Consider the following 21,922-nt stretch of genomic DNA (forward strand, 5'->3'; position numbering starts at 1 on the left):
TCTTCTGTGAAGGTCCCTGCCACGGAGCGTACGGCCGTGGTGCGAGCGCTGGTGTCGAGGCTGGTCGGCAACCTGGAGCACGTCATCCGCGGCAAGCGCGAGTCGCTGGAGCTGGTGCTGTGCTCGGTGGCGGCGGGCGGACACGTGCTGCTGGAGGACGTGCCGGGCACGGGGAAGACGACGCTGGCCAAGGCGCTGGCGTTGAGCATCGGAGGCGCCTTCAAGCGGGTGCAGTTCACGCCGGATCTGCTGCCCACGGACATCGTGGGGGCGTCCATCTTCAACCCGCAGGAGGGGAGCTTCCGCTTCCGCCCGGGGCCGCTGTTCGCCAACGTGCTGATCGCGGATGAGATCAACCGCGCGTCGCCGAGGACGCAGTCGGCGCTGCTGGAGGCGCTGAGCGAGGGGCAGGTGACGGTGGACGGGCAGACGCACGTGCTGACGCCGCCGTTTCTGTGCATCGCGACGCAGAACCCGGTGGAGTTCCACGGGACGTACCCGTTGCCGGAGGCGTCGCTGGACCGGTTCGCGGTGCAGTTGTCGCTGGGGTACCTGCCGGAGGGCGAGGAGCGGACGCTGCTGATGACGCGCTCGGGGCCGCCGCCGCTGGAGGGGATGAAGCCGGTGTGCACGGTGGACGAGGTGGTGACGCTGCAGCAGCAGGTGCAGGAGGTGAAGCTGGAGGAGTCGGTGGCGGACTACCTCCTGCGGATAGTTCAGGCGACGCGAGGCAACCCGAGCATCCGGCTGGGGGTGTCGACGCGCGGGGCACTGCTGTACGGGAGGATGGCGAGGGCGAGGGCGCTGATGCAGGGGCGGGACTACGTGCTGCCGGAGGACCTGAAGGCGCTGGCGGTGCCGGTGCTGGCGCACAGGCTGGTGCTGGACACGCGGGCCCGGTACGCGGGAGCGGACAAGCGGGCCCTGACGAAGGACCTGGTCGGCTCCGTGCCGGTGCCGCGCTGACCAACACCAGGCCCGCACCACCAGGCCCAAACCACGCCCGATTTCCCCTCTCCCCTCGGGAGAGGGACGGGGTGAGGGTGCCCGTATCCGTGTTGCTCCCCCTCGGCCAGAGATGTGTTTCGTGTCAGACGCCTAGGAGTTCCTTGAGCACGACAGCAGAAACGGTCAACCCATTGTGGTGAAGACTCTCCAGCACCTGAGCGGTTGTCCGATCCTTCAAGGCTGCTGCCTGTGCTCGAACTACCTGGGCCACTGTGGCCTCGTCTAGGTCGATGAGAGCGCGCACGAAGTCGTCAGGGTGTTGGGCCTCCATCCCATAGCGGCTAAGCACCGGCTTGGGAAAGTCCTTGAGGTTGGATGTCACGATGACCTGGGCGCCACAACGGATGGCGGCTGCGACGATGTGCCGATCGTCCGGATCTGGCAGGCCAGTGATTCCCTCGATGAGCTCCTCGTAGCCTTTCACCTGGACATCTGGAATGGCCTGCTCCAAGAGCTTGCGGCTCCGAGCGAGTTGCTCAGGAGTTAGGTCTGGCCGACGATTCAGGATGCTGCGGAAGCACTCGTCGAGGATCTGTTGAGTCCATTTCACCTGGCAGAGGCGGGCCAGCCCCAGCCGGACGAGTAGATCTCGGAGCGGCGCCGGGTGAAGGACACCTGCATCGTAGACCACGATGAACGGCATGGAGCTGAACCTTACCAGTAGTGAGCCAAGTAGGCTACTTCTCCAGTAGAGGGTGGGCTGCTCGCCCCCCGAACGGTTCGAGGTTCATGGCACACGGGGGTTGCGTTTGCTTCGAATATTGCGAATATTGCTTCTGGGGTGCTTGACGGTCCCCCGACGGCGGGAATGCGCCAATGGAGTGGCGAAATGGGAACTGCGCTGAATCTGAGTGAGGTTGCACCTCCGAGCCAGGCCGAAATCCAGGAAGCCGCGGATGCGGTCCGTTTGCTGGCCCCACTGCTCAAAGGGTCGAAGCGGCGCTCATCGCATGTCCTGCTGCGGCCGGAGGACGCGGGAGTGCAGGAGGCCGTTTCCGTTCCTCGGGGTGCGTTCGCGTTGCTCATCAAGGTGCTCGAGCAGATGGCTCAGGGCAACGCGGTGACCATTGTTCCCATCCATGCCGAGCTGACGACCCAGGAGGCAGCCAACCTCCTGAACGTCTCACGCCCCTTCCTCATCGGGCTGCTCGACCAGGGGAAAATTCCGTTCCACAAGACGGGCACCCACCGCCGCGTCCGTTTTGAGGATCTGCTCGCCTACATGCGCCAGGAAGAGCAGCGCCAGCAGCAGGTCATGAGCGAACTGGCCGCTGAAGCCCAGAAACTCGATCTCGGCTACTGAGTGGGTGGGCTTCCGGGGTACCTGGAACGGCGCGCGTCGCTCTGGTCCAATAGGAGCGGGCTCCTGTCCGCCCGCCTTCCAGACTCCCCCCCGAGGAACACCCCGCGCATGGCCCGCCGCCGCCGTTGGTCCTTCCTGATGCCGCCCGAGGACCACGGGTTCATCCGTTTCCTCCAGGACCGGTACAACGGGCTGCTCACGCCGGTGGGCCGGGTGGTGCTGTGGTCGGCGCTGGCCGCGGGCTTCCTGTTGCTGGGCGGGCTCGTGGCGCCGCTCATCCTCTTCTTCTCCTTCTCCGTGTGCGCGCTGGCCGCCGCCGCCGTGGTGGGCCTGCCCTTCCGGCCGCGCGTCTCGCTCACGCGCCTCTTCCCGCCGCCCGTGTCCGCCGGAGACACGCTCACCTACCGCGTGCGCGTGGAGAACACGGGCCGGCGCACCGTGCGCCACATCGCCGTGGAGGAGCGCCTGCTGCCCACGGGCTTCCGGCGCGTGGGCGAGCCGCCCGTCATCGACGCCCTGGCGCCCGGTGAGCGCACCGAGGTGACGCTGCGCCTCAAGTGCACCACCCGCGGTGTCTACGAGCTGGGCGCGCTCCAGGCCGCGAGCCTCTTCCCCTCGGCGCTGGTGAAGTGGCCGAGGCGCTCGCCCGTGAAGGACCGGGTGCTGGTGTACCCGCGCTTCACGCCGCTCGAGTCCCTGGACGTGCCGCACGGGCGCAACTACCAGCCCGGAGGCATCTCGGTGGCCTCGCAGGTGGGCGAGTCCACGGAGTTCTTCGGCACCCGGGACTGGCATGACGGGGACCGGACGCGGGACATCCACTGGCCGTCCTTCGCGCGCACGGGCCGGCTGGTGGTGAAGGAGTTCCAGGAGGAGTTCTTCGTCCGGCTGGCGATGGTGCTGGACGTGCAGTCGCGCTCGGTGAAGGAGGACGCGCTCCTGGAGAAGGCGCTCTCGCTGGCGGCGGGCATGGCGGACGTGCTGGCGCGCCAGGAGTACATCATCGACCTGTTCGCCGCGGGCCCGCGGGTGTTCCACTTCCAGGCGGGCCGCGCGCTGGCGCACTTCGAGCACATCCTGGAAATCCTCGCGGCCATCGAGTCGGGCGAGCGGTTGGACGTGGAGGCGCTGGAGGCGGCGCTGCTGCCCGAGGCGAGTCACCTGTCGGCGGTCATCTTCGTGGTGATGGACTGGGAGCCCTCGCGGGCGGCGCTGGTGGAGAAGCTCAAGGCGCACGGGGTGGCGGTGCGGGTGCTCTCGGTGAGGCCGGACCGGGCGCCGGTGGGCCTCGCGCCGGAAGAGGTGGTGGAGCTGTCATGAGCGAGCCCTCGGACAATGCCTCGAACCATGGGTCGCGGTATGGCCGGCTCATCGAGCTGATGCCGGTGTTCGCGGCCCTGGTGGTGCACGCGGTGGCGCACGGGCGGTGGCTGCTGTGCGCGCCGGTGATGGTGGCGCTGTTGTGGGCGGGGCTGGCGGACATGCGGGTGGACTACTCACCGGCGCGCCTGCTGCTGGCGGGAGCGCTGGGGTTCGGCGCCGGAGCGGGGATGCTCTGGGTGAGCGAGCCGCCGACGGCGCCCTTTCCGCCCAACATCTTCGGCCCGCTGTGCGGCGCGCTGGTGGGGCTGTCGGTGCTCTGCGGGCTGGGCCGCAACCGCTATTACGCGTGGACGTACGCGTGCCTGCTGGTGGCGCTGAGCATGCGCGTGCGCGAGATGCAGGCGGTGGGGTGGGTGCTGGGCGGGTTGGTGCTGAGCGTGCTGCTGGTGGCCTTCCTCGAGGGAGGCCTCGGACGCACGGGTTTCCGGGCCGCGGTGGGCTTCGGCGTCTTCGCCGTGCTGCTGTGGGGGATGACGCTGTGGCTGACGCGGACCATCTGGGCGAGCGAAGGCGTGCTGATGGAGGCGGTGTACCGGATGACGAGCGGCGCCAACCCGGGCACCGCCTCGGAGTTCCAGTCGGAGGTGGACCTGCGCACCCTGGAGCGCAAGGCCCGAGGCTCCGAGCGCCCGCTGCTGGTGCTCTCCGGCGCGGCGCCCGCGCGGCTGCGGACGCGGGTGTTCGACCTGTTCGACGGCAAGCGCTGGACGACGTCGAAGGAGCTGGCGGATCGGCGGCTGGAACTGCCCTCGGGAGGGACGGGGGCGGAGCGGACGCTGGCGCTGACGGTGCTGGCTCCGGTGGGCGCGTGGCTGCCGGCCCCGGCGGGGACGCGAGCGGTGGAGGGCGTGCGGCCGGAGGTGCGGGGCGGCTGGGTGTTGAAGGCGGAGGAGTTGGAGGGCACCACGCTGGCGCTGCGCACGGGCGAGCAGGAGCACCTGTTGCCGGAGGAGGTGCCCGGGGACGCGCTCACGGCGTTGCCGGAGGAGCTGCGTGAGGAGCTGCGCCCGCTGGCCGAGGAGCTGACGGGGAAGGGGCGCACGGCGCGCGAGAAGGCGCGGCTGCTGGAGACGTACTTCCACGAGCATTTCGAGTACTCGCTGTACGTGGACCTGAGGGGGGAGGGGAGCCCGCTGGCGGTGCTGGTGCGGGAGAAGCGGGCGGCGTACTGCACGTACTTCGCGAGCGCGATGGCGGCGCTGCTGCGGACGGTGGGCGTGCCGGCGCGGGTGGTGGGAGGCTTCGCGCCGGAGGACAGCAATCCGCTCACGGGGGCCACGCTGGTGCGCGAGCGGGATGCACACGCCTGGGTGGAGGTGTTCCTCGCGGACGAGGGCCGCTTCGTGGCGTTCGATCCCACGCCGTGGCGGAGCCGGGACGAGGCGCTCGGGCTGACGCAGGAGAAGAAGGGCTTCCTCGGGAACGTGGTGGGGGCGGTGGGGACGTTCCTGCGGGAGGTGGGAGCGGGGCTGCGCTACCAGCCGTTGGCGCAGGCGAGGGCGCTGGTGGGCTCGCCGCTGTTCGGGGTGCTGGTGGCGGGAGTGCTGCTGTGGCGGCTGCGGGTGGGGAAGCGGAGCGAGCGGAAGAAGGCGCGGCGCGAGGCAATCGGGACGAAGGACGTGCGGCTCGCGGCGGTGTACGCGCGCTACCTCAAGACGCTCAAGCGGAGGGCGGGCCTGGTGCCGAAGCCCTCGGAGACGGACGACGAGCTGCTGTCGAGGCTGCGGGAGGCGAGGGGAACGGAGGTGGCGGAGGTGGCGGCGGAGTTCCTCGCGCACTACCGCGAGGCGCGTTACCGGGGCGTGCCCATGGGCCCGGCGCAGGGGAACGCGCTGGTGGAGCAACTGGACGCGAAGCTGCGGCAGGCCCCCTCTCCCTCCGGGAGCTGATCTTCCAGCGCTTCTACCGCCCGGAGGACGCCCCCGAGGCCCATGCCCAGGATGCGCAGTATGGCGCGCTCCTCGACGTGAAGACCTTCGGCCGCCCCCTGCGGTGGACGGCGCGGGCCCTCCGGGAAGGGATTCTCGAGAAGCTCCGCGCCGGGCGCTAGAACGCCCCTGTCAGGTCCCCGAGGCCCGGATCCGCCTGGGGCTCGCCGGCGGGTTCAACCGGGAGCGCAGCCAGTCCGCCAGGGCGAGGGCCTTGTCCTCGGGCCCCCACTCGCAGACGACCTCCCGGCGGGACATGCCCGGGGGGATGCGCAGCTCCAGCACGAGGCCGTGGACCTTCTTCCCACCGCCGATTCCGCGCGTCTCCACGGTGACGTCCACCACCTGGCTCCAGGGCACGTCGAGCCGCTGCGTGCGTCCGAGCAGCGCCGGCAGCGAGAGCGTCCGGGTCCGCTCATCGAGGATGAGATCCCGCGTTCCCTGGTCCAGCCGCCACCGCTGCGCCTGCATGGCGGCCCCGCCGAGCGCGAAGACCGCGAGCCAGAGCAGCAGCGCCTGGGGCACCGAGGGCTCGGCGCTCGTGCTCCAGGCGAGGCTCCCGGCCATGAGGCCGATACCCAGGGTGACGCTCCCCACGGCCACGGGGGGCATCGAGAGGAGTGTCACGTGTGTGCGTCCTTCCCGCTCGAAGGAGGGGACCTCCGTGGCGGGCTTGCTCAGGGTGAGCAGCGCGAGCGCGGCCACCATGAAGTTGAACACGCCCAGGAGCATCAGCAGGAGGAAATCGGACCCGCGCAGTCCTGGCTGGAGGAGCGCCTCGGAGGGGGTGTCCGGCCGGTAGAACACCTCGACCTGGGAGCCCTTGGGGAAGCGCCGGGCCAGGCCCACCACCGTGTCCTGGGTGCCATTGTCCATGATGTAGCGGACGCGGCTGCCCGCGTAGCGGCGCCCTTCCACCTCATAGGTGTAGCGCACCACGAAATGGTAGTTCGTGGAGCCCTTGCTGCCGCGGCTCGTCGCCACGGTGCTCTCGGTGACGGTGCCCATGGCACTGGGCCGGTGGGCGGCCCGGGCCTGTTGGACGAAGCGGTTCGCGGCCCAGACGTCCACCCCCAGGGTCAGGAGCGACACGGGCAGCACGAAGCACAGCAGGAGCGCGAGGCGCAGGAAACGGCTCATGGCCCTCCAGCGTACGCCCTCGCCCGGCCGGAAGAAAAAGCACGGGGCCATGTAACCGGAAATAGGGCCGGTGCTTACAGGGAGCAACGTCGCACGCACCTGTGAGGCCACTGTGTCCCTTCGACTCACCAAGTCCGCCCTGACCCCGAAGCCGTCCCTCTCGTCCGCGAGCGCCCGGAACGTCTCGTCGCAGAAGCCCTCGGTGGCCCAGGTCGCGTCGAAGCGCACGGTGGGCCCGTCCACCGTGGACCGGTTCGAGACCCGGGGCGCGGGCCAGTCCCGTCCGGGCAACCGCCCCGTCGGCATCGTCCCGGACCGCAAGGCGGATCGGTTCGACACGGGGACGGTGCGTCCGGGCACGAACCTCAACGGCGTTCCGTACACGCGGTGGGGCGAGCTCGCCAATGGGCCTTCCTTCCCCCAGCGGCGTCCGGGCACGGACCCCAGCGGCATCCCGGACACGAACTGGGATCAGCTCGGCGATGGCAAGACGAAGAAGAAGCCGGTCCAGCCCGCCTTCGATCACCGGACCCGCGAGTCCACGGCGTCGGACGGATACCTCGTCGGTGAGAATGGCGGTGCCTACCCGCCGGGGACGAAGCCGGGCGACGTGGACGCGGTGGAGCCCAGCAACGGCGAGGGCGAGGGGACGGTCATCTTCGTGAACGGGCAGGGGACGCAGCCCGGTGCCTTCGCCGACAACCTCCAGGAGCTCGCGGATGCGACGGGCGCGAACGTGGTGGGCGTCTACAACGCCACCGAGGGCACCCTCAAGGACACGGCCCAGTCCCTGAGCGACAAGAAGGACGAGGGAACCAACCCCGCGGTCGAGACCACCGCCGACCTCGTCTACGAGCAGATCACCAACGGCGAGGACGTCCGCCTGGTGGGCCACAGCCAGGGGGCGCTGATCGTCAGCCGGGCCCTCGAGGACGTGCGTCAGCGGCTGCTGTCGGAGGGGAAGTCGGAGGCAGAGGTCAACGAGCTGCTGGGGCAGGTCCACGTCGAGACGCTCGGCGGCGCGGCCACGACGTACCCGGATGGCCCGCAGTACACGCACTACATCAACCGGGCGGACTTCGTGCCGCGCGAGCTGGGCCTGGGGGAGACGGCCCCGCCGGGGTTCGATCTCTCGCCCAATGTGCTCGGCGTGCACACCCACCCCGGGGCGGGCGCGACGGTCGTCGAGTTCGATGATGGGACCCAGGCCGAGCGGAACAACCCGGCCGGCAATGACCACTCTCTCTCGACCTACCTCGAGCACTACGCCCGGCCCGAGGACGTGGCGTCGCACCCGGACCGCGTCGAGGAGCTGCCGGATGCGCAGGAGTATGCCGAGTCCCGGGAGGAGGCCGCGGAAGAGTTCGTGGAGGACGTCATCACCAATCCCGTGGGGACCCTGGTGGATGTCGCGGGCGACGTCCTCGACGTGATCTTCTAGATGCTCCCTCTCCCCTCGGGAGAGGGCGGGGGGTGAGGGTGTCCGGGCCCGTTCTTCAACCCGTGTCCCGCGGTATGGGCAGCGGGTTCAACCCGAGTTCACCCGAAACCCTCACCCCGTCCCTCTCCCGAAGGGAGAGGGGAAAGTGTCCTACGGAAGCACCAGGTCGCGCGCGCCGAGCGGAGCGAAGCACGCCTCCACGTCGGCATCGCGCACCCCGGCGAGCGTGGGCGGGTTCCACGAGGGCCGGTTGTCCTTGTCCACGAGCACGGCGCGGATGCCCTCGCGGAAGTCCGGCCGGGCGGTGACGTGCTGGCTCAGCCGGTACTCCACGACGGCGGTCTCGTCGTAGGGCCGGCCCCGGCACAGCCGCAACTGGCGCAGCGTCACCTTCAGGCTCGTGGGGGACATGCGCCCGAGCGTGGCGCGCGTCTCCTGGGCCCACGTTGTGCCCTCGGCCTCCAGCGCGGCGAGGATGTCCTCCACGGTGTCCTTCGCGAAGCACCGGTGGATGGCGTCCGCCTGTGCGCTCAGCGGAGAGGGCCCGGGCTCGGAGGCGAAACCGGCCAGCACCCGGGTGGCCACCGCGCGCGCCTCGCCCGTGCTCCAGTCCGCCGCCGCGAGCGCCTCCACCACGGCCTCCAGCTTGTCGTGTGTCACGTGCTGCGTCCCGTACCCGAGCCACATGGCATCCGCGGCGTTGCACCGCGCGCCCGTGAGGCCCAGGTACGTGCCCGCCTCGCCCGGGAAACGCGGGAGGAACCAGCCGCCGCCCACGTCGGGGAACAGGCCAATGGCCGTCTCCGGCATGGCCAGCACCAGCCGCTCGGTGACGACGCGGTGCGAGCCGTGCACGGACAGCCCGAGCCCCCCGCCCATGCTGATGCCGTCCACCAGCGCGATGAACGGCTTGGGGTAGTGGTGGATGAGGTGGTTGAGCCGGTACTCCTCGCGGAAGAAGGAGCGGGAGAGCGGCTCCTGTCCCTCGGGGGCGGGCGAGCCGAGCGACTGGGCCACGGCGCGCACGTCCCCGCCGGCGCAGAAGGCCCGGCCACCGGCGCCGCGGATGACGACGGCCTTCACCTGGGAGTCCTTCGCCCAGGCCTCGAGCGCCGGGTGCAGCGCGCGAATCATCCCCAGGTCGAGCGCGTTGAGCGCCTTGGGGCGGTTGAGCGTCACCAGGCCCACGGGCCCGCGCGTCTCCAGCAGCACATCCGTGTTCATGGTCGCGCGCCATAGCAGAACACGGGCGGCGCGTCCCCGGCCCTCCGGGCGCGCTCGTTCCAAACTCGTCCAACAGCCGGACACCTTTTGGAACACCGCGCCCGGGGCTCACCGGACGGCCAGGACTACTTGATGACCGTCATCCAGCCGTGGTGATCCGGCAGCGTGCCGTACTGGATGCCGGTGACGGTGTCGTACAGGCGCTTGGACACCTCGCCCACCTTGCCGTCGCCAATCACGAGCTGGCCCTCCTGGAAGCCCAGCGCGCCCACCGGCGAAATCACCGCCGCCGTGCCCGTGCCGAACACCTCGCGCAGCTCGCCCTTCTGGTGCGCCTCGCGCAGCTCGTCGATGGACAGCTTGCGCTCGCTCACCTTCATGCCCCAGTCGCGCAGCAGCGTCAGCGCGCTCTCGCGGGTAATCCCGGGCAGGAACGTTCCATCCAGCGGCGGGGTGATGATCTCATCGCCGATGCGCACGAAGAGGTTCATCGTGCCCACCTCCTCGATGTAGCGGTGCTCCTGCGCGTCCAGCCACAGCACCTGCGCGTAGCCGCGCTTCTTGGCCTCCACCGACGCCTGCAGGCCCGCCGCGTAGTTGGCCGCCGCCTTCGCTCCACCCAGGCCGCCCTTGGCCGCGCGCGTGTGCTGCTGCTCCACCCAGATGCGCACCGGCTCGGCGCCACCCGCGAAGTAGCTGCCCACCGGGCTGAGGATGACGAAGAAGATGTACTTGTCCGCCGGCCGCACCCCGAGGAACGCCTCCGAGGCGATCACCGTCGGCCGCACGTACAGCGCCGTGCCCGGGGCGTTCGGCACCCAGTCGGCCTCCAGCTTCACCAGCGTCTCAATCGCCTCGCGCGCCATCTCCGGCGGCACCGGCGCCATGGCCAGCCGCTCGGCGCTCGAGTGCAGGCGCTTGCAGTGGTCCATGATGCGGAAGGCGCGCAGCTGCCCGTCCCGGCCGCGGAACACCTTCGAGCCGTCGAACACCGCCTGCGCGTAGTGCAGCACCGACGCGCCCGGGTCCAACCCCAGCGGCCCATGCGGGAGGATCCGCGCCTGGTGCCAACCGCGCTCCGGCGCGTAGTCCATCCGGAACATGTGGTCGGTGAAGTACTTGCCGAAGCCGAGCCCCTCGTTCGAGGGCTTGGGCTTCAGGGTGGGGGCGCGCTGGACCTCGATGGGCAACATGCTTCAGCTCCTCGTGAAGAGGGGACGGGCTGCTTTCCGTCCAGGGCCCGGGGCGCCCCAGTGGCTCGCGCTTCCACCCCGGAAAGTCGTGACAATCCTGGGTGGAATCGAGACAATGAGTTACGTGGGCAGCCGTATTCCGTCAAGTGTATCGATTGTCACCATGACAAGTTGGATGCCGGAGCTACGAGGACGCAATGGGCCCCTGTACCGGGCCATCGCGGACGCTCTCTCGGAGGACATTGACGCGGGGCGTCTGACTCCGGGCACCCGGCTGCCCACGCACCGGGAACTGGCCGAGCGGGTGGGCGTCACGGTGGGCACGGTGACGCGCGCCTACGCCGAGGCGGAGAAGCGGGGCCTGGTGAGCGGCGAGGTGGGGCGCGGCACGTACGTGAGGGACCGCGAGGTGCCCGTGCACATGCCCACGCCGGTGGACCTGGCGCATGACGACTCGCCGGTGGAGCTGGGCATCAACGCGCCGGCCACACCGGAGGGAGACCCCGCCAGCCAGGCGCTGCGCCGCTCGCTGGAGGAACTCGGACGGACGCCGAGGCTGGCGGAGCTGCTGGGCTACCAACCGGCCGCGGGCACCACGGCGCACCGCGTCGCGGGAGCGGCGTGGGCGGCGCGCTTCGGGCTGAAGGCGAGGCCGGAGCAGGTGGTGGTGTGCGCGGGCGGACAGCACGCCATGGAGGTGGCGCTGGCGGCGCTCACCAAACCGGGGGACATGCTCGTCACCGAGGCGCTCACCTACCCGGGGGTGAAGGTGCTGGCGAGGCGCTTCCAGTTGCGGCTGCAGGGCGTGGCCATGGATGCGCAGGGGCTGGTGCCCGAGGCCTTCGAGGCGGCGTGCCGGGTGGGGGCGAAGCTGCTCTACACCCAGCCCACGTGCCACAACCCGACGGGAGCGGTGCAGCCGGAGGATCGGCGGCGGAAGATCGCCGACGTGGCGCGCAAGTACGGGGTGCTGGTGCTGGAGGACGACGCGTACGGGCTGCTGCCGGAGAGCCGGCCGCCGCCGCTGGCGAGCTTCCTGCCCGAGGCGAGCTACTTCATCGCCGGGGTGTCCAAGCTGCTGACGCCGGGGCTGCGGATTGGCTACCTGGTGGCGCCGGCGCGGGCGCGGGGCGAGCGGCTGGCGGAGGAGGTGGGGCTGGCCTCGCTGATGACGACGCCGCTGATGGCGGAGGTGTTGGCGCGCTGGGTGGAGGACGGCACGGCGGACGAGCTGGTGGTGCGCCAGCGGCAGGAGGTGGGCGAGCGGCTGGCGCTGGTGCGGGGTGTGCTCGGGCGCGAGCTGCCGAAGGCGGCGCTGGCGCCGCTCTATCACCTGTGGCTGGGGCTGCCGGAGGGCCGGCGCAGCGAGGAGTTCGTGGCGCAGGCGAGGCGCAACGGGGTGTCGGTGACGTCGGCGGAGCTGTTCACCACGGGGACGGGGCCGGTGCCGGCGGCGGTGCGGGTGTGCATCGGCGCCCCGCGCACGCGCGCGCAGTTGGAGCGGGGCCTGCGGCGGCTGCGCGAGGTGCTCGATGCCGGGCCCGAGCCCCTCGCCGCCATCGTCTGAGCCGGTGGGCTCTCGAGGAGTGGACGCATGGAGGAGCGGGAACCTTTCAGTCTGTTCAGTCTGTTGCGCTGCCTCGTCGCGGTGGTGACGAGCGGGGTGGGGATGGGGCTCGGAGCGTGGCTCGGGCTGGCTGGGGGCAGTGTCCTGGACGACGCCCTGGGCGACTTGCTGGGCGGGGGCACGGGGTTCGTGCCCATCGGGAACCTGATGGCGATGCTCGCCGTGCTGGCAACGCCCCTGGGCGCGGTGCTCGGTGCGCTCTGGGGCCACTCCCTGCTCTCGGGACGTGGCTCCTTCAGGGCGGGACTCGGCGCGGCCCTCGTGGGACTGGTGCCGTGCCTCCTGGTGTCCCTGTCGGTCCGTGGCCTCGTGTTCCCGTTGCTCCTGCTGCTCCCGGTGGCAGTGGCCGTGGGCCTCGAGCTCAGCAACAAGGCCAGCGGGTGAGGGCCCTCGGACGCTCTCAGGGCAGCAGCGCGCGGGGCTCGGGGGGCTCCTTGCCCACGGGCATGTAGCAGGCGCCCTCGTACTCGGCCGTGCTCCTGGGACAGGGCGGCTTGTGCGCGAGCTGCACCCAACAGCCGCCACGAATCTCGACCTCCGTTCCCTGGAGACACGGAGGCTTCTTCTGTTGCTTGAAGGGTGCGTCCGGCATGGGATAGCCGATGACGGATGGAGTGGCGTCCCGTGTATTGATGAAGGTGACGGGTTCTTCGTGGGCCGCACCCGCGAGGGCGGGAGCGTGCTTCTCCCCAGTGGGCTCGGGTGGTGGTGAACCGAGCAGCACGGCGGCTCCCGCGAGCGACGCCATCGCGAAGGCCCAGGCCCCCATGAGCAGCCCTCGGCGGCGGGGCGGCGGGGGTGTGGGCTCGGGTGGCTGGGGCAGGCCGGGGAGGCAGAGGTGGGCGTTGGCGTCCGGCCGGTCCTCGAGGCGCGCCATCGCGGTGCTGAGCCGCTGGAGCATCATGGTCAGCTCCTGGAGGGCTCCGGCGACGTTCCCAGGGGCGTGCTCCACCTCCAGCGCGAGGAAGGGAGGGACGCTCTCGCTCGTGACGCGCACGGTCCAGCCGCCCAGGGGGCGCCAGTCGCCGGGCCGCCCGGGCATCAGCACCACCGCGGGGGCACCCGTCTCGGTATTGTGGGCCTGGTAGAGGCGCCCCAGTCCCAGGCCGGTGCCCCGGTATCGCTTGCCGACACGGTGCGGCCCCAGCGGGCCTCCATCCCATTCCGGTGTGTCGCTCATTCCCATGTCTCCCATGCAGGCGGCGCGGGGCAGGGTACCCCGGCGGTCGGCTGTCCTGGAACGTTGCCTGTCACGCCTGGAGACCCCACCCTACCTGAGATGTCAGAGGGCTGGGTAGACTGGAGAAGTCACGGAGGGGCCTGAATCCCGCCGGACGGCCAGGAGGCGTGAGATGGCGAACGGGAAGAAGCCGGCGACCTACGAGGACATCGAGGCCCTGCCGGTCGGGTGGGTGGGAGAGATTCTGGAGGACGAGCTGGTGGCCTCGCCGAGGCCAGCCATGGGGCACGCCAATGTCGGCTACCTGTTGAGTGTCGAGCTGGGAGGACCCTTCCGGCTGGGGCGAGGTGGGCCCGGCGGTTGGTGGATCCTCTACGAGCCGGAGCTGCACTTCGGCCGGAACATCCTCGTGCCGGACCTGGCGGGCTGGCGCCGCGAGCGCATGCCGAAGCTCCCCTCCTCCGAGGAGCCCTTCCTGACGCTCGCTCCGGACTGGGTGTGCGAGGTGCTCTCGCCCTCCACGGTCCACGTCGACCGCAAGCGCAAGCTGCCCATCTACCACCGGGAGGGCGTGGTGCACGCGTGGCTCATCGATCCACTCGCACGCACCCTGGAGATCCACCGGCGCGAGCCGTCCGGCTGGGTGCTCACCGCGACGCACGCGGGCGAGGCGTGGGTACGCGCCGAGCCCTTCGACGCGGTGCCGCTCGACCTGGGGCTGCTCTGGTTGGAACGCGCTCCGGCGAGCCGGTGACACCGGGGTCGCGAAGTGTTGCTCCATCGGGATGGCGGTCTCTCGCGATGGATGCCCGGGGAGAGGGCGCGGAGCGTGTTCTCTCTCGATGGAAGGCGGTGGCAGGCCGGTTGCTTTGAGCGGCTCTCCGAAACGTTCGCTGGCCGGGTGCCAGGGTTGGGGGAGTCGTCATGGGTCGAGGAGTGGGAGAAGTTGTGGGGAAGTCGGGTTCGCGTCCGGGGACGTGGCTGCTGGGCTGCGTGGGGCTGTTGTGCGTGGCCCTGGGGTGTGGGCCGGTGGAGCCCGCGGAGCTGCGGTGCGCACCCGAGCAGGGCTGGGAGTGCCCGCGCGGCGAGGTGTGCGTGGACGGCGTGTGTGCGGAGGCGCCGGAGGAGGAGGCGAAGTGCGCGGTGGGGGCGAAGCGCGCCTGCGAGGAGGGCTGCGCGGGAGTGCAGACGTGCGGGGCGGACGGGACGTGGGGCGAGTGCGAGACGTGCGAGCAGGGGCAGCGCTGCGTGAGCGGCCAGTGCGTCTGTGACCCGAGGTCCTGCGCGGATGGCTGCTGTCAGGGGAACACGTGCGTGCCGGGCACGGCCCACGCGTCCTGCGGCAAGGGAGGCGCGGCGTGCGAGAGCTGCTCGGGGGTCTGCGATGCGTCGAGGCGCACGTGCGTGAACTGCGTCGAGGATGCGCAGTGCGGTGGACCGACGCCCCGGTGTGACACGGGGACGGGCACGTGTGTGTGCGCGAAGACGGAGCAGGCCGAGAGCCGGTGCACCGACGGGCAGGACAATGACTGCGATGGGCTCGCGGATTGCGCGGATCCGGATTGCAACGCGAAGACCTGCGGCGCCAACGGGAAGGTGTGCGGAGGCGCGAGCTGTGCGTGCCCGGGAGGCTCCACGGAGCTGACGTGTGGAGACGGCAAGGACGACGACTGCGATGGGCTCGTGGACTGCGCGGATCCGGACTGCCAGGCGAGGACGTGCCGCGCGGCGGCGGGCGTGTGTGATGAGGAAGAGGTGTGCACCGCGGGCGTGTGTCCCGCGGACAAGCGCATCGGCAACGACATCGTCTGCCGGCCCTCGCGGGGAACGTGTGATGCCGAGGAGCGGTGCGATGGCCAGGGCGTCACGTGCCCCGGGGACCGGAAGGTGGCGGCGGGGACGGTGTGCAACGCAGCGGTGGGCGCCTGCGACGCGGCCGAGACGTGTGATGGCGTGAGCGCGGCGTGCCCGGCGGACAGGCTCCAACCGGCGGGCTACGTCTGCCGGGCGGCACGAGGGAACTGCGACGTCGTGGAGAAGTGCACGGGGAGCAGTACCACCTGCCCCGGCGATGCCGTGGACAGCAGCAAGTGCAACGACGGGAAGGCGTGCACCACGGACACCTGCGGGATGGATGGGGTGTGCCGGTACATCCCGATCGGCGCCTGCTATTGAAAGGGCCTCGGACGAAGGGTTGACTGCTTTCCACATCAACCCTGGACGATTGACGGCAACCCACCCGTGACTTCACCGTCTCCAACCGGGTGGATTGCCGGGCTGGCTCGCGGCTCGTGCCCAGACTCCTGGGAGGTGTGGCCATGTCCGGTCAGAGCGACTGCCCACGGGTGGCATTTGGGCGACCGTCGCCGCGGGCTCTGTTGTTCCTCCGTGGGCTCCCGCTGTGGCTCCTGCTGCTCTCGGGATGTGCCACGGTTGAAGGGAGCCTCAAGCCGGAGCACTTCCAGTTCGTCAATCAGGTCTCGAAGAGTGGCAAGGGAGCGGGAGGCTGGCGGGTGGCGTGTGTTCACGTAGGCATTAGGAAGAGCGCTACGCGGGAACTGTTCCTGTGCAAGTTCGGGGTTGAAGTGCCCGTCGAGAATGGGAGGCAGGGATATATTCCGGTGGAGCGGGCGCAGGGCGCCGCCGCGAAGTGCGCCAATCTGGCCGCGCAGAACATTCTCAGGCTGACCACAAAAGAAACTCCCATGGGCATTGCGTGCGAGGTCTTCAAGACCGAGTACGATTTGATTCTGAATCAAACCATCGCGGGGTCACACGTGACGAGAAGGTGCGATGCGCTCGCCAGACCTGTTCTGGTCATCCCACGATGATGGAGAGGCCGATGTCCGCCGAGGAGTTGCTTTCGATCGTCCGCCACTACTGGCCCTCGACCGAGGAGTGTTACCTCACGGGGGGGGCCAGTCCTGAGCTCGAGCGGCTCCATGCCCTGTGGCAGCAAGAGCTCAAGAAGCTCGACAAGTGGTGGGCACTCCTGGATGAGCTCGAAGCGGAGTTGCCTGGATTCACCATCGGTGATGGTACGGCGACGGTGAATCCCAGCTTCCGGTGTGTCGCCTACTCGGGCCGGGCGGCGCCGCACCGCTTCGCCGTGGTCGGGTGCCTCAGTATCCTCGCGCCCGTCCTCACGGTGTATGGCCTGGAGTTCGAGGAGACCGAGGAGACACGGCGTGTCAGCAGGATCTGCTTCGAGCCGCTTCCGGCTGAAATGCAGCAGCCCGCCCGGGTCATGGCGAGGAAGATCGAGGCGTTATTCGGCGCCAGCGCGCTTCCTCGGGAGGTGGCCGAAACTCCCGTCCCACTTTTCGTGGAGTGGATGGCGCCTCCCAACACGACTCTTTTTCATGCGCTCTTCGCAAGCAGGCCCGAAATCATTCCTTGAGCCTGCCAGGGCGTCTTGCCTGCCGCCGCTGACGCGCATCCCACGCTCCTCTCCCGTCAGGAGTTGGCTGCCCGGGGGACGGGCTCGGCGTCCAGCCAGGCCAGGAGCGGCTCGAGGAACGGGGTGATTCGCTTGTAGGTGCTCGTGTCCGCGGGCACGGTGCGCAGCACCTGGGCGAGCCGGCGGCGGCGCGCCGGATCCTCCACCTCGCTGGCCACCGGGGCCCGGTAGGTGTGGATGGTGAAGAGGATGGCCCCCGTGCGCGGCATCAGCGAGAGCGTCTGCCGCTCCAGCCTCAGGAAGCACCGCTCCCCCGCGTTCTCCCGCGTGATCCCCTCGAAGAGGTGCCGCCACTCGGGCAGGCTCCAGGGCTCGAGGTCCATCCGGTCCGTGACCGTGAAGGCCCAGTTGCAGCGGGTGACGGCCCGCCCCGGTTTGAGCCCCTCCATCAGCCGCGTCGTGGCGGCGCCCAGCTTGGAGACGAAGCCCGGCACCGGCACGTGGATGTCGAGCATCGAGCGCCCCAGCTTGTCGTCGAGGCACCACATGGAGGGAAAGCAGAGCTGCCCGGCCACCAGGGGCATCCCCTCGCGCGTGCCGTCCATCACCAGCAAGTCCTCCTGCACCTGCCGGCCCAGCCAGTCCAGCGGCGCGTGGGGCAGGCTGCCCGGGTCCCCGGGCGTGAAGCGCGTCTCGGTGCCGAGCAGCCGGTTGTGCCAGCACCAGCGCCCGCCCTCCACCTCCAGCGCGAAGTGCCGGGGGTGCTCGCGCGCCATGCGCGGCAGCAGCTCCGTCACCGTCTCCCACTGCTGGGGCTCGGTGCCGGGCCAGGCCTGGAAGCGGGCGCGCGGGTTGGCGGTGAGCATGGCCGCCTTGCGCGCGAGCTCGCTGACGTAGTGCGCCTCGTCGACCTCGATGAGGGCCTCGTCGGGCCGCAATGCGCGCACGCCCAGCGTCATCGCGTAGCTGTCCTGCTCGAAGGGGAAGTAGGGCAACACGTGGTGGGCTCTCCCAGTCCTGATTCTACGGCCCGGGCCTCTCGGGGGAACAGCCTTCCCGTGGCAAGAGCGGGTCATTGAACGGATGGGGTTTCCCTGTGGGGCGGCGGCGCGGCGCGCAAGCGGGCGGCCGGGCAGGGGAGCCCTCTGGCGGCCGTTGCTGGGGCGGAAGGGGCCGCCCCGTCGGCCTGTCCCCGAGGCCCACGCGCGAGGGCCGGTGCGTACCTTGTCGTGCATCCGTGCCGCCACGACGGCGCTCGAGGGAGGGAAGCGGACAATGCAAGCCATGATCTACGAGGGACCCTACCGGGTCTCGGTGGGGAACAAGCCGGACCCCGTCATCCTGCACCCCAATGACGCCATCGTGCGGGTGACGCGCTCGGCCATCTGCGGCTCGGATCTGCACCTGCTCCATGGCTTCATCACCGACACGCGCGTGGGGTGCACCTTCGGCCACGAGTTCACCGGCGTGGTGGAGGAGGTGGGCTCCTCGGTGCGCACCCTCAAGCCGGGCGACCGGGTGGTGGTGCCCTTCAACATCTCGTGCGGCACCTGCTTCTACTGCTCGCGCGGGCTGACGGCCTGCTGCGAGAACACCAACCCCAACAGCGAGATGGCCTCGGGCGTGTATGGGTATTCGCACACCACGGGCGGCTACGAGGGCGGCCAGGCGCAGTACGTGCGCGTGCCCTTCGCGGACGTGGGGCCCATGAAGATTCCCGACGACATGGACGAGGAGGAGGTGCTCTTCCTCAGCGATATTCTTCCCACCGGCTACCAGGGCGCGGAGATGGGCAACATCCAGCCCGGGGACACGGTGGTGGTGTTTGGAGCCGGCCCGGTGGGCCTGTTCGCCATGAAGTCGGCGTGGCTCCTGGGGGCCGGCCGCGTCATCGCCGTGGACAGCCTCGAGTACCGGCTGGACTTCGCGCGCCGCTACGCCCAGGTGGAGACGCTCAACTTCAAGGACGAGGAGAACATCGTCGCCACCTTGAAGGACCTGACGAAGGGGCGCGGGCCGGACGTGTGCATCGACGCGGTGGGCCTGGAGGCCGAGGGCTCGGCGATGCACAGCCTCCTCGGGGTGAAGCTGAAGCTGGAGGCGGGCTCGCCCACGGCCATCAACTGGGCGATTCAATCGGCGCGCAAGGGCGGCACCGTCTCCATCATCGGCGTGTACGGGCCGCCGTGGAACATGGTGGCGATCGGCACGGCGATGAACAAGGGACTCACGCTGCGCATGGGCCAGTGCAACGTGAAGCGCTACATGCCGCACCTGCTGGAGCACATCCGCGCGGGGCGCATCGACGCCAGGGGCATCATCACGCACCGGTTCCCGCTCGCCGAGCTGCCGCGCGCGTACGAGCTGTTCGAGAAGAAGCTGGATGGGTGCATCAAGTGCGTGCTGCTGCCGCACGGGCATGCGCGAGGAGACACGGGATGGCGGAACAAGACCTGACGACGTCCGAGCAGATCCACGCGGACATTCCCGGCTGGGGCGTGGACGGAGACCCGGAAACGCGGCCGGGGGTGCCCATGTTGTCGAAGCCGGCACCGCGCGGAGGGGCGCACTGGAAGCGGCCGGAGCGCCAGCCGCCGCCGGACTTCCCGGTGCTCAAGCGGGCCGAGCTGGACGAGCTGACACCGGCGTTCGGCACGGCGGTGCCGCCCAAGGGCCTGAGCGGGGTGCTGCGGCGGGTGGCGTATGCCATCCCCGAGAACCGGGTGCGGCACGTGATGCTGCTGCTGGTGGCGGATCGCGTGGACGTGCTGGAGTCGCGGCTGCTCGGGGCTCCGGCGAAGTCCCTGGGCACGGTGCTGGGCCTGGTGGGCGGAAGCTGGCTGCTGGGCCGCCTGCGCCCGTAGATACCGTGGGGCCGGAGTTGTCCCGCCAGGACGCTCCGGCCCCCCCTTCCTGGCGCACCCGTCGGCTCCCTCGGTGAAGGCGGCACTTCCATGTCTGTCCGTGAATGGACCGCGAGCCGTAGTCTGGTGAACAGGCAGGCACATGGAGGCAGGGCCCCGGCCCATCGCGAGTGAATGCGCGGAGCGCTACGCTCGTCTGCTCGCATGATGCTTCGCAAGCTCCTGCTGCCATTGATGCTCGCGGTGCTCGGCACGGCTCCGGCCGTGGCCGCTCCGCGTGAACCGGTGAAGCCCGCGGCGAAGTCGAAGAAGGCCGTGGGCTCCACGCGCACACCCGCCCGCACCCGTGGCGCGAAGCCCGGGGTGAAGGCCGCGCCCACGAAGAAGAAGCGGCCTCCGGCGCCCCTCCCCAAGGGACGGCGTGTGGCCCAACGCGCCGGGAAGCTGGTGGGCGCCTCGCTGGCCGCGCACCGGGTGCCGGACGATTGCTCCGGGCTGGTGCGCGCCGCCTACCAGGCCGCCGGCATCGAGCTGCTGTCGCACGGCACGCTGCCCGGGGAGAACGCGGTGAGCGCCATCCACCGGCGCGCCCAGCGGGCGGGAGCCCTGCACAAGCGCACGCCGAAGCCCGGAGACATCGTCTTCTTCCGCGAGACGTATGACCGCAACCGGGATGGCGAGCGCAACGATGGGCTGACGCACGTGGGCGTCATCGAGGCGGTGGAGCGCGACGGCACCGTCGTCTTCGTGCACCGCGGGGGCAGTGGGGTGAAGCGCTCGCGGATGAACCTGCGCTTCCCCGGGAAGCGCGGCCAGGGCGGGCACGTGTGGAACGACTACATCCGCCGCGCCGAGGATGGGGAACGCGGGAAGCTCGCCAGCGAGCTCTTCAGCGGCTACGCCTCGGCCTCGCGCCTGTAACCCCGCCCGAGCCGCGTCGGACGCCGCGGAGGCGGGGGCGCGCGCTATGCTCGCGGGGCCATGATCCTTCCCGCCCAGCGGCACCTCTTCGACCTGCCCGATGACGTCACGTGGATCAACTGCGCGTACATGTCCCCGCAGCTCCACGGGGTGAGCGAGGTGGGGAAGGAGGCGGTGATGCGCAAGTCCAGGCCGTGGCTGGTGAAGCCCGAGGACTTCTTCACCGACTCGGAGGCGCTGCGGAAGCTCTTCGCGCGGCTGGTGGAAGCGGACGCGGACGGGGTGGCGCTGGTGCCCTCGGCGAGCTACGGGCTGGCGGTGGCGGCGGCGAACGTGCCGGTGAAGGTGGGGCAGCGGCTGCTGGTGCTGGCCGAGGAGTTCCCCTCCAACGTGTACCCGTGGCGCGAGCTGGCCGAGCGCGCGGGAGGGCAGGTGGTGGCGGTGCGCAAGCCGGAGGACGGGGACTGGACGCGGGCGCTGCTCGCGGAGCTGGACGAGCGCACGGCGCTGGTGGCGGTGCCGCACTGCCACTGGACGGACGGAGGGCTGGTGGACCTGGTGCGCGTGGGGGCGAGGGCGCGCGAGGTGGGGGCGGCGTTGGCGGTGGACGCGACGCAATCGCTGGGCGCGCTGCCGTTGAACGTGGCGGAGGTGAAGCCGGACTTCCTGGTGGCGGCGGGCTACAAGTGGCTGATGGGGCCCTACAGCCAGGGCTACCTGTACGTGGCGCCGCGTTTCCGCGAGGGCCGCCCCATCGAGCACAACTGGCTGATGCGCGGGGGCAGCGAGGACTTCACGCGGCTGGTGGACTACCGCGACGACTTCCAGCCGGGGGCGAGGCGCTTCGACGTGGGCGAGCGCAGCAACTTCGTGCTGGTGCCGATGGCGATGACGGCGCTGAGTCAGTTGCTCAAGTGGGGCGTGGCGGACGTGCAGGAGACGTTGCGCGCGCTGACGGAGCGGGTGGCGAAGGGGGCGAGGGCGCTGACGCTGGAGGTGCCGCCCGAGACGCAGCGGGCGGGGCACATGGTGGGGTTGAAGCGGCGGGGAGGCTACGGGCCGGAGGTGGCGGCGAAGCTGGCGGCGCGCAAGGTGTTCGTGAGCGTGCGCGGCGACAGCATCCGCGTGTCCCCGCACCTCTACAACACCGAGGCGGACGTGGACCGGCTGCTGGAGGAGCTGGACGCGATCGTGTGAGCCTTACCTTTGTGGTTGATACGGCTGGGATCATCTGTAAGGTAGCGCCTGCCCGGGATTGGCGTCACACAGGGAGGGCGAAGACCATGCGCATACCCAGGATTTCGCCTGCT

The 21,922-nt window shown here is 70.3% G+C and carries 21 protein-coding genes; 15 read left to right on the plus strand and 6 right to left on the minus strand.

Annotation, left to right across the window (positions count from 1 at the left end; translation table 11 throughout):
- Positions 1–36 precede the first annotated feature (36 nt).
- Complete coding sequence (locus ACN28I_RS30575; RefSeq protein WP_420945445.1) at positions 37–966, plus strand: AAA family ATPase; 930 nt, start codon at positions 37–39, stop codon at positions 964–966.
- A gap of 124 nt (positions 967–1,090) precedes the next feature.
- Here the strand turns inward: ACN28I_RS30575 and ACN28I_RS30580 are convergent, their stop codons facing one another.
- A complete protein-coding gene (locus tag ACN28I_RS30580; protein ID WP_420945446.1) occupies positions 1,091–1,651 on the minus strand; it encodes a PIN domain-containing protein in 561 nt (186 codons plus the stop codon).
- A 186-nt stretch (positions 1,652–1,837) separates the two neighbouring features.
- Between ACN28I_RS30580 and ACN28I_RS30585 the strand changes: the two genes are divergently transcribed.
- The 3 genes from ACN28I_RS30585 to ACN28I_RS30595 all read left to right on the plus strand — a co-directional run bounded on the left by ACN28I_RS30585 (position 1,838) and on the right by ACN28I_RS30595 (position 5,583).
- Positions 1,838–2,311: a helix-turn-helix domain-containing protein gene (locus ACN28I_RS30585; RefSeq protein WP_420945447.1), complete on the plus strand. Its 474-nt coding sequence runs from the start codon at positions 1,838–1,840 to the stop codon at positions 2,309–2,311.
- 108 nt (positions 2,312–2,419) lie between these two features.
- A complete protein-coding gene (locus ACN28I_RS30590; protein ID WP_420945448.1) occupies positions 2,420–3,631 on the plus strand; it encodes a DUF58 domain-containing protein in 1,212 nt (403 codons plus the stop codon).
- Positions 3,628–5,583 carry a DUF4129 domain-containing transglutaminase family protein gene (locus ACN28I_RS30595; RefSeq protein WP_420945449.1) on the plus strand — a complete coding sequence of 652 codons (1,956 nt, stop codon included), beginning with the start codon at positions 3,628–3,630 and terminating at the stop codon, positions 5,581–5,583. The genes ACN28I_RS30590 and ACN28I_RS30595 overlap by 4 nt, the downstream gene beginning before the upstream one ends.
- 171 nt (positions 5,584–5,754) lie before the next feature.
- On the opposite strand, the gene ACN28I_RS30600 is transcribed toward ACN28I_RS30595, so the two are convergent.
- Positions 5,755–6,762 (minus strand): DUF3592 domain-containing protein, encoded by a 1,008-nt coding sequence (locus ACN28I_RS30600; RefSeq protein WP_420945450.1) that lies wholly within the window; start codon positions 6,760–6,762, stop codon positions 5,755–5,757.
- Positions 6,763–6,874: 112 nt separating this feature from the next.
- Here ACN28I_RS30600 and ACN28I_RS30605 point away from each other — a divergent pair, with 112 nt between their 5' ends.
- Complete coding sequence (locus ACN28I_RS30605; RefSeq protein ID WP_420945451.1) at positions 6,875–8,203, plus strand: hypothetical protein; 1,329 nt, start codon at positions 6,875–6,877, stop codon at positions 8,201–8,203.
- Positions 8,204–8,353: 150 nt separating this feature from the next.
- Here ACN28I_RS30605 and ACN28I_RS30610 read toward each other — a convergent pair whose 3' ends face one another.
- Positions 8,354–9,427 carry an enoyl-CoA hydratase/isomerase family protein gene (locus ACN28I_RS30610; RefSeq protein WP_420945452.1) on the minus strand — a complete coding sequence of 358 codons (1,074 nt, stop codon included), beginning with the start codon at positions 9,425–9,427 and terminating at the stop codon, positions 8,354–8,356.
- A gap of 125 nt (positions 9,428–9,552) precedes the next feature.
- Positions 9,553–10,620, minus strand: a complete 1,068-nt coding sequence (locus ACN28I_RS30615) for a branched-chain amino acid aminotransferase (protein ID WP_420945453.1) — start codon at positions 10,618–10,620, stop codon at positions 9,553–9,555.
- 163 nt (positions 10,621–10,783) lie between these two features.
- On the opposite strand from ACN28I_RS30615, the gene ACN28I_RS30620 reads away from it, so the two are divergent.
- The gene (locus tag ACN28I_RS30620; RefSeq protein WP_420945454.1) at positions 10,784–12,187 is read left to right on the plus strand and encodes a PLP-dependent aminotransferase family protein; all 1,404 of its coding nucleotides are present in this window, start codon (positions 10,784–10,786) and stop codon (positions 12,185–12,187) included.
- A gap of 27 nt (positions 12,188–12,214) precedes the next feature.
- Positions 12,215–12,631, plus strand: a complete 417-nt coding sequence (locus tag ACN28I_RS30625; RefSeq protein ID WP_420945455.1) for a hypothetical protein — start codon at positions 12,215–12,217, stop codon at positions 12,629–12,631.
- Positions 12,632–12,647: 16 nt separating this feature from the next.
- On the opposite strand, the gene ACN28I_RS30630 is transcribed toward ACN28I_RS30625, so the two are convergent.
- Positions 12,648–13,427 (minus strand): protein kinase, encoded by a 780-nt coding sequence (locus ACN28I_RS30630; RefSeq protein WP_420945456.1) that lies wholly within the window; start codon positions 13,425–13,427, stop codon positions 12,648–12,650.
- A gap of 172 nt (positions 13,428–13,599) precedes the next feature.
- Between ACN28I_RS30630 and ACN28I_RS30635 the strand changes: the two genes are divergently transcribed.
- The 4 genes from ACN28I_RS30635 to ACN28I_RS30650 all read left to right on the plus strand — a co-directional run bounded on the left by ACN28I_RS30635 (position 13,600) and on the right by ACN28I_RS30650 (position 16,827).
- Positions 13,600–14,181, plus strand: coding sequence for a Uma2 family endonuclease (locus ACN28I_RS30635; protein WP_420945457.1), 582 nt, complete (start codon positions 13,600–13,602; stop codon positions 14,179–14,181).
- Between the two features lie 194 nt (positions 14,182–14,375).
- Complete coding sequence (locus ACN28I_RS30640; protein WP_420945458.1) at positions 14,376–15,602, plus strand: hypothetical protein; 1,227 nt, start codon at positions 14,376–14,378, stop codon at positions 15,600–15,602.
- A gap of 143 nt (positions 15,603–15,745) precedes the next feature.
- A complete protein-coding gene (locus ACN28I_RS30645; protein ID WP_420945459.1) occupies positions 15,746–16,258 on the plus strand; it encodes a hypothetical protein in 513 nt (170 codons plus the stop codon).
- Positions 16,259–16,269: 11 nt separating this feature from the next.
- Entirely contained in the window at positions 16,270–16,827 is a 558-nt protein-coding gene (locus ACN28I_RS30650) for a hypothetical protein (protein WP_420945460.1), read from the plus strand.
- A gap of 56 nt (positions 16,828–16,883) precedes the next feature.
- Here the strand turns inward: ACN28I_RS30650 and ACN28I_RS30655 are convergent, their stop codons facing one another.
- Positions 16,884–17,825, minus strand: a complete 942-nt coding sequence (locus ACN28I_RS30655; RefSeq protein ID WP_420945461.1) for a heme-dependent oxidative N-demethylase family protein — start codon at positions 17,823–17,825, stop codon at positions 16,884–16,886.
- Positions 17,826–18,102: 277 nt separating this feature from the next.
- Here ACN28I_RS30655 and ACN28I_RS30660 point away from each other — a divergent pair, with 277 nt between their 5' ends.
- The 4 genes from ACN28I_RS30660 to ACN28I_RS30675 all read left to right on the plus strand — a co-directional run bounded on the left by ACN28I_RS30660 (position 18,103) and on the right by ACN28I_RS30675 (position 21,809).
- On the plus strand, positions 18,103–19,284 hold the full coding sequence (locus ACN28I_RS30660) for a zinc-dependent alcohol dehydrogenase (protein ID WP_420945462.1): 1,182 nt from the start codon (positions 18,103–18,105) through the stop codon (positions 19,282–19,284).
- Positions 19,266–19,691, plus strand: a complete 426-nt coding sequence (locus tag ACN28I_RS30665) for a hypothetical protein (protein ID WP_420945463.1) — start codon at positions 19,266–19,268, stop codon at positions 19,689–19,691. The genes ACN28I_RS30660 and ACN28I_RS30665 overlap by 19 nt, the downstream gene beginning before the upstream one ends.
- Before the next feature lie 204 nt (positions 19,692–19,895).
- Entirely contained in the window at positions 19,896–20,612 is a 717-nt protein-coding gene (locus ACN28I_RS30670) for a CHAP domain-containing protein (RefSeq protein ID WP_420945464.1), read from the plus strand.
- A 60-nt stretch (positions 20,613–20,672) separates the two neighbouring features.
- Positions 20,673–21,809 (plus strand): aminotransferase class V-fold PLP-dependent enzyme, encoded by a 1,137-nt coding sequence (locus ACN28I_RS30675; RefSeq protein WP_420945465.1) that lies wholly within the window; start codon positions 20,673–20,675, stop codon positions 21,807–21,809.
- Positions 21,810–21,922 lie beyond the last annotated feature (113 nt).

It is taken from the genome of Archangium gephyra, from assembly GCF_049060025.1.
Lineage (GTDB): Bacteria > Myxococcota > Myxococcia > Myxococcales > Myxococcaceae > Archangium > Archangium gephyra_A.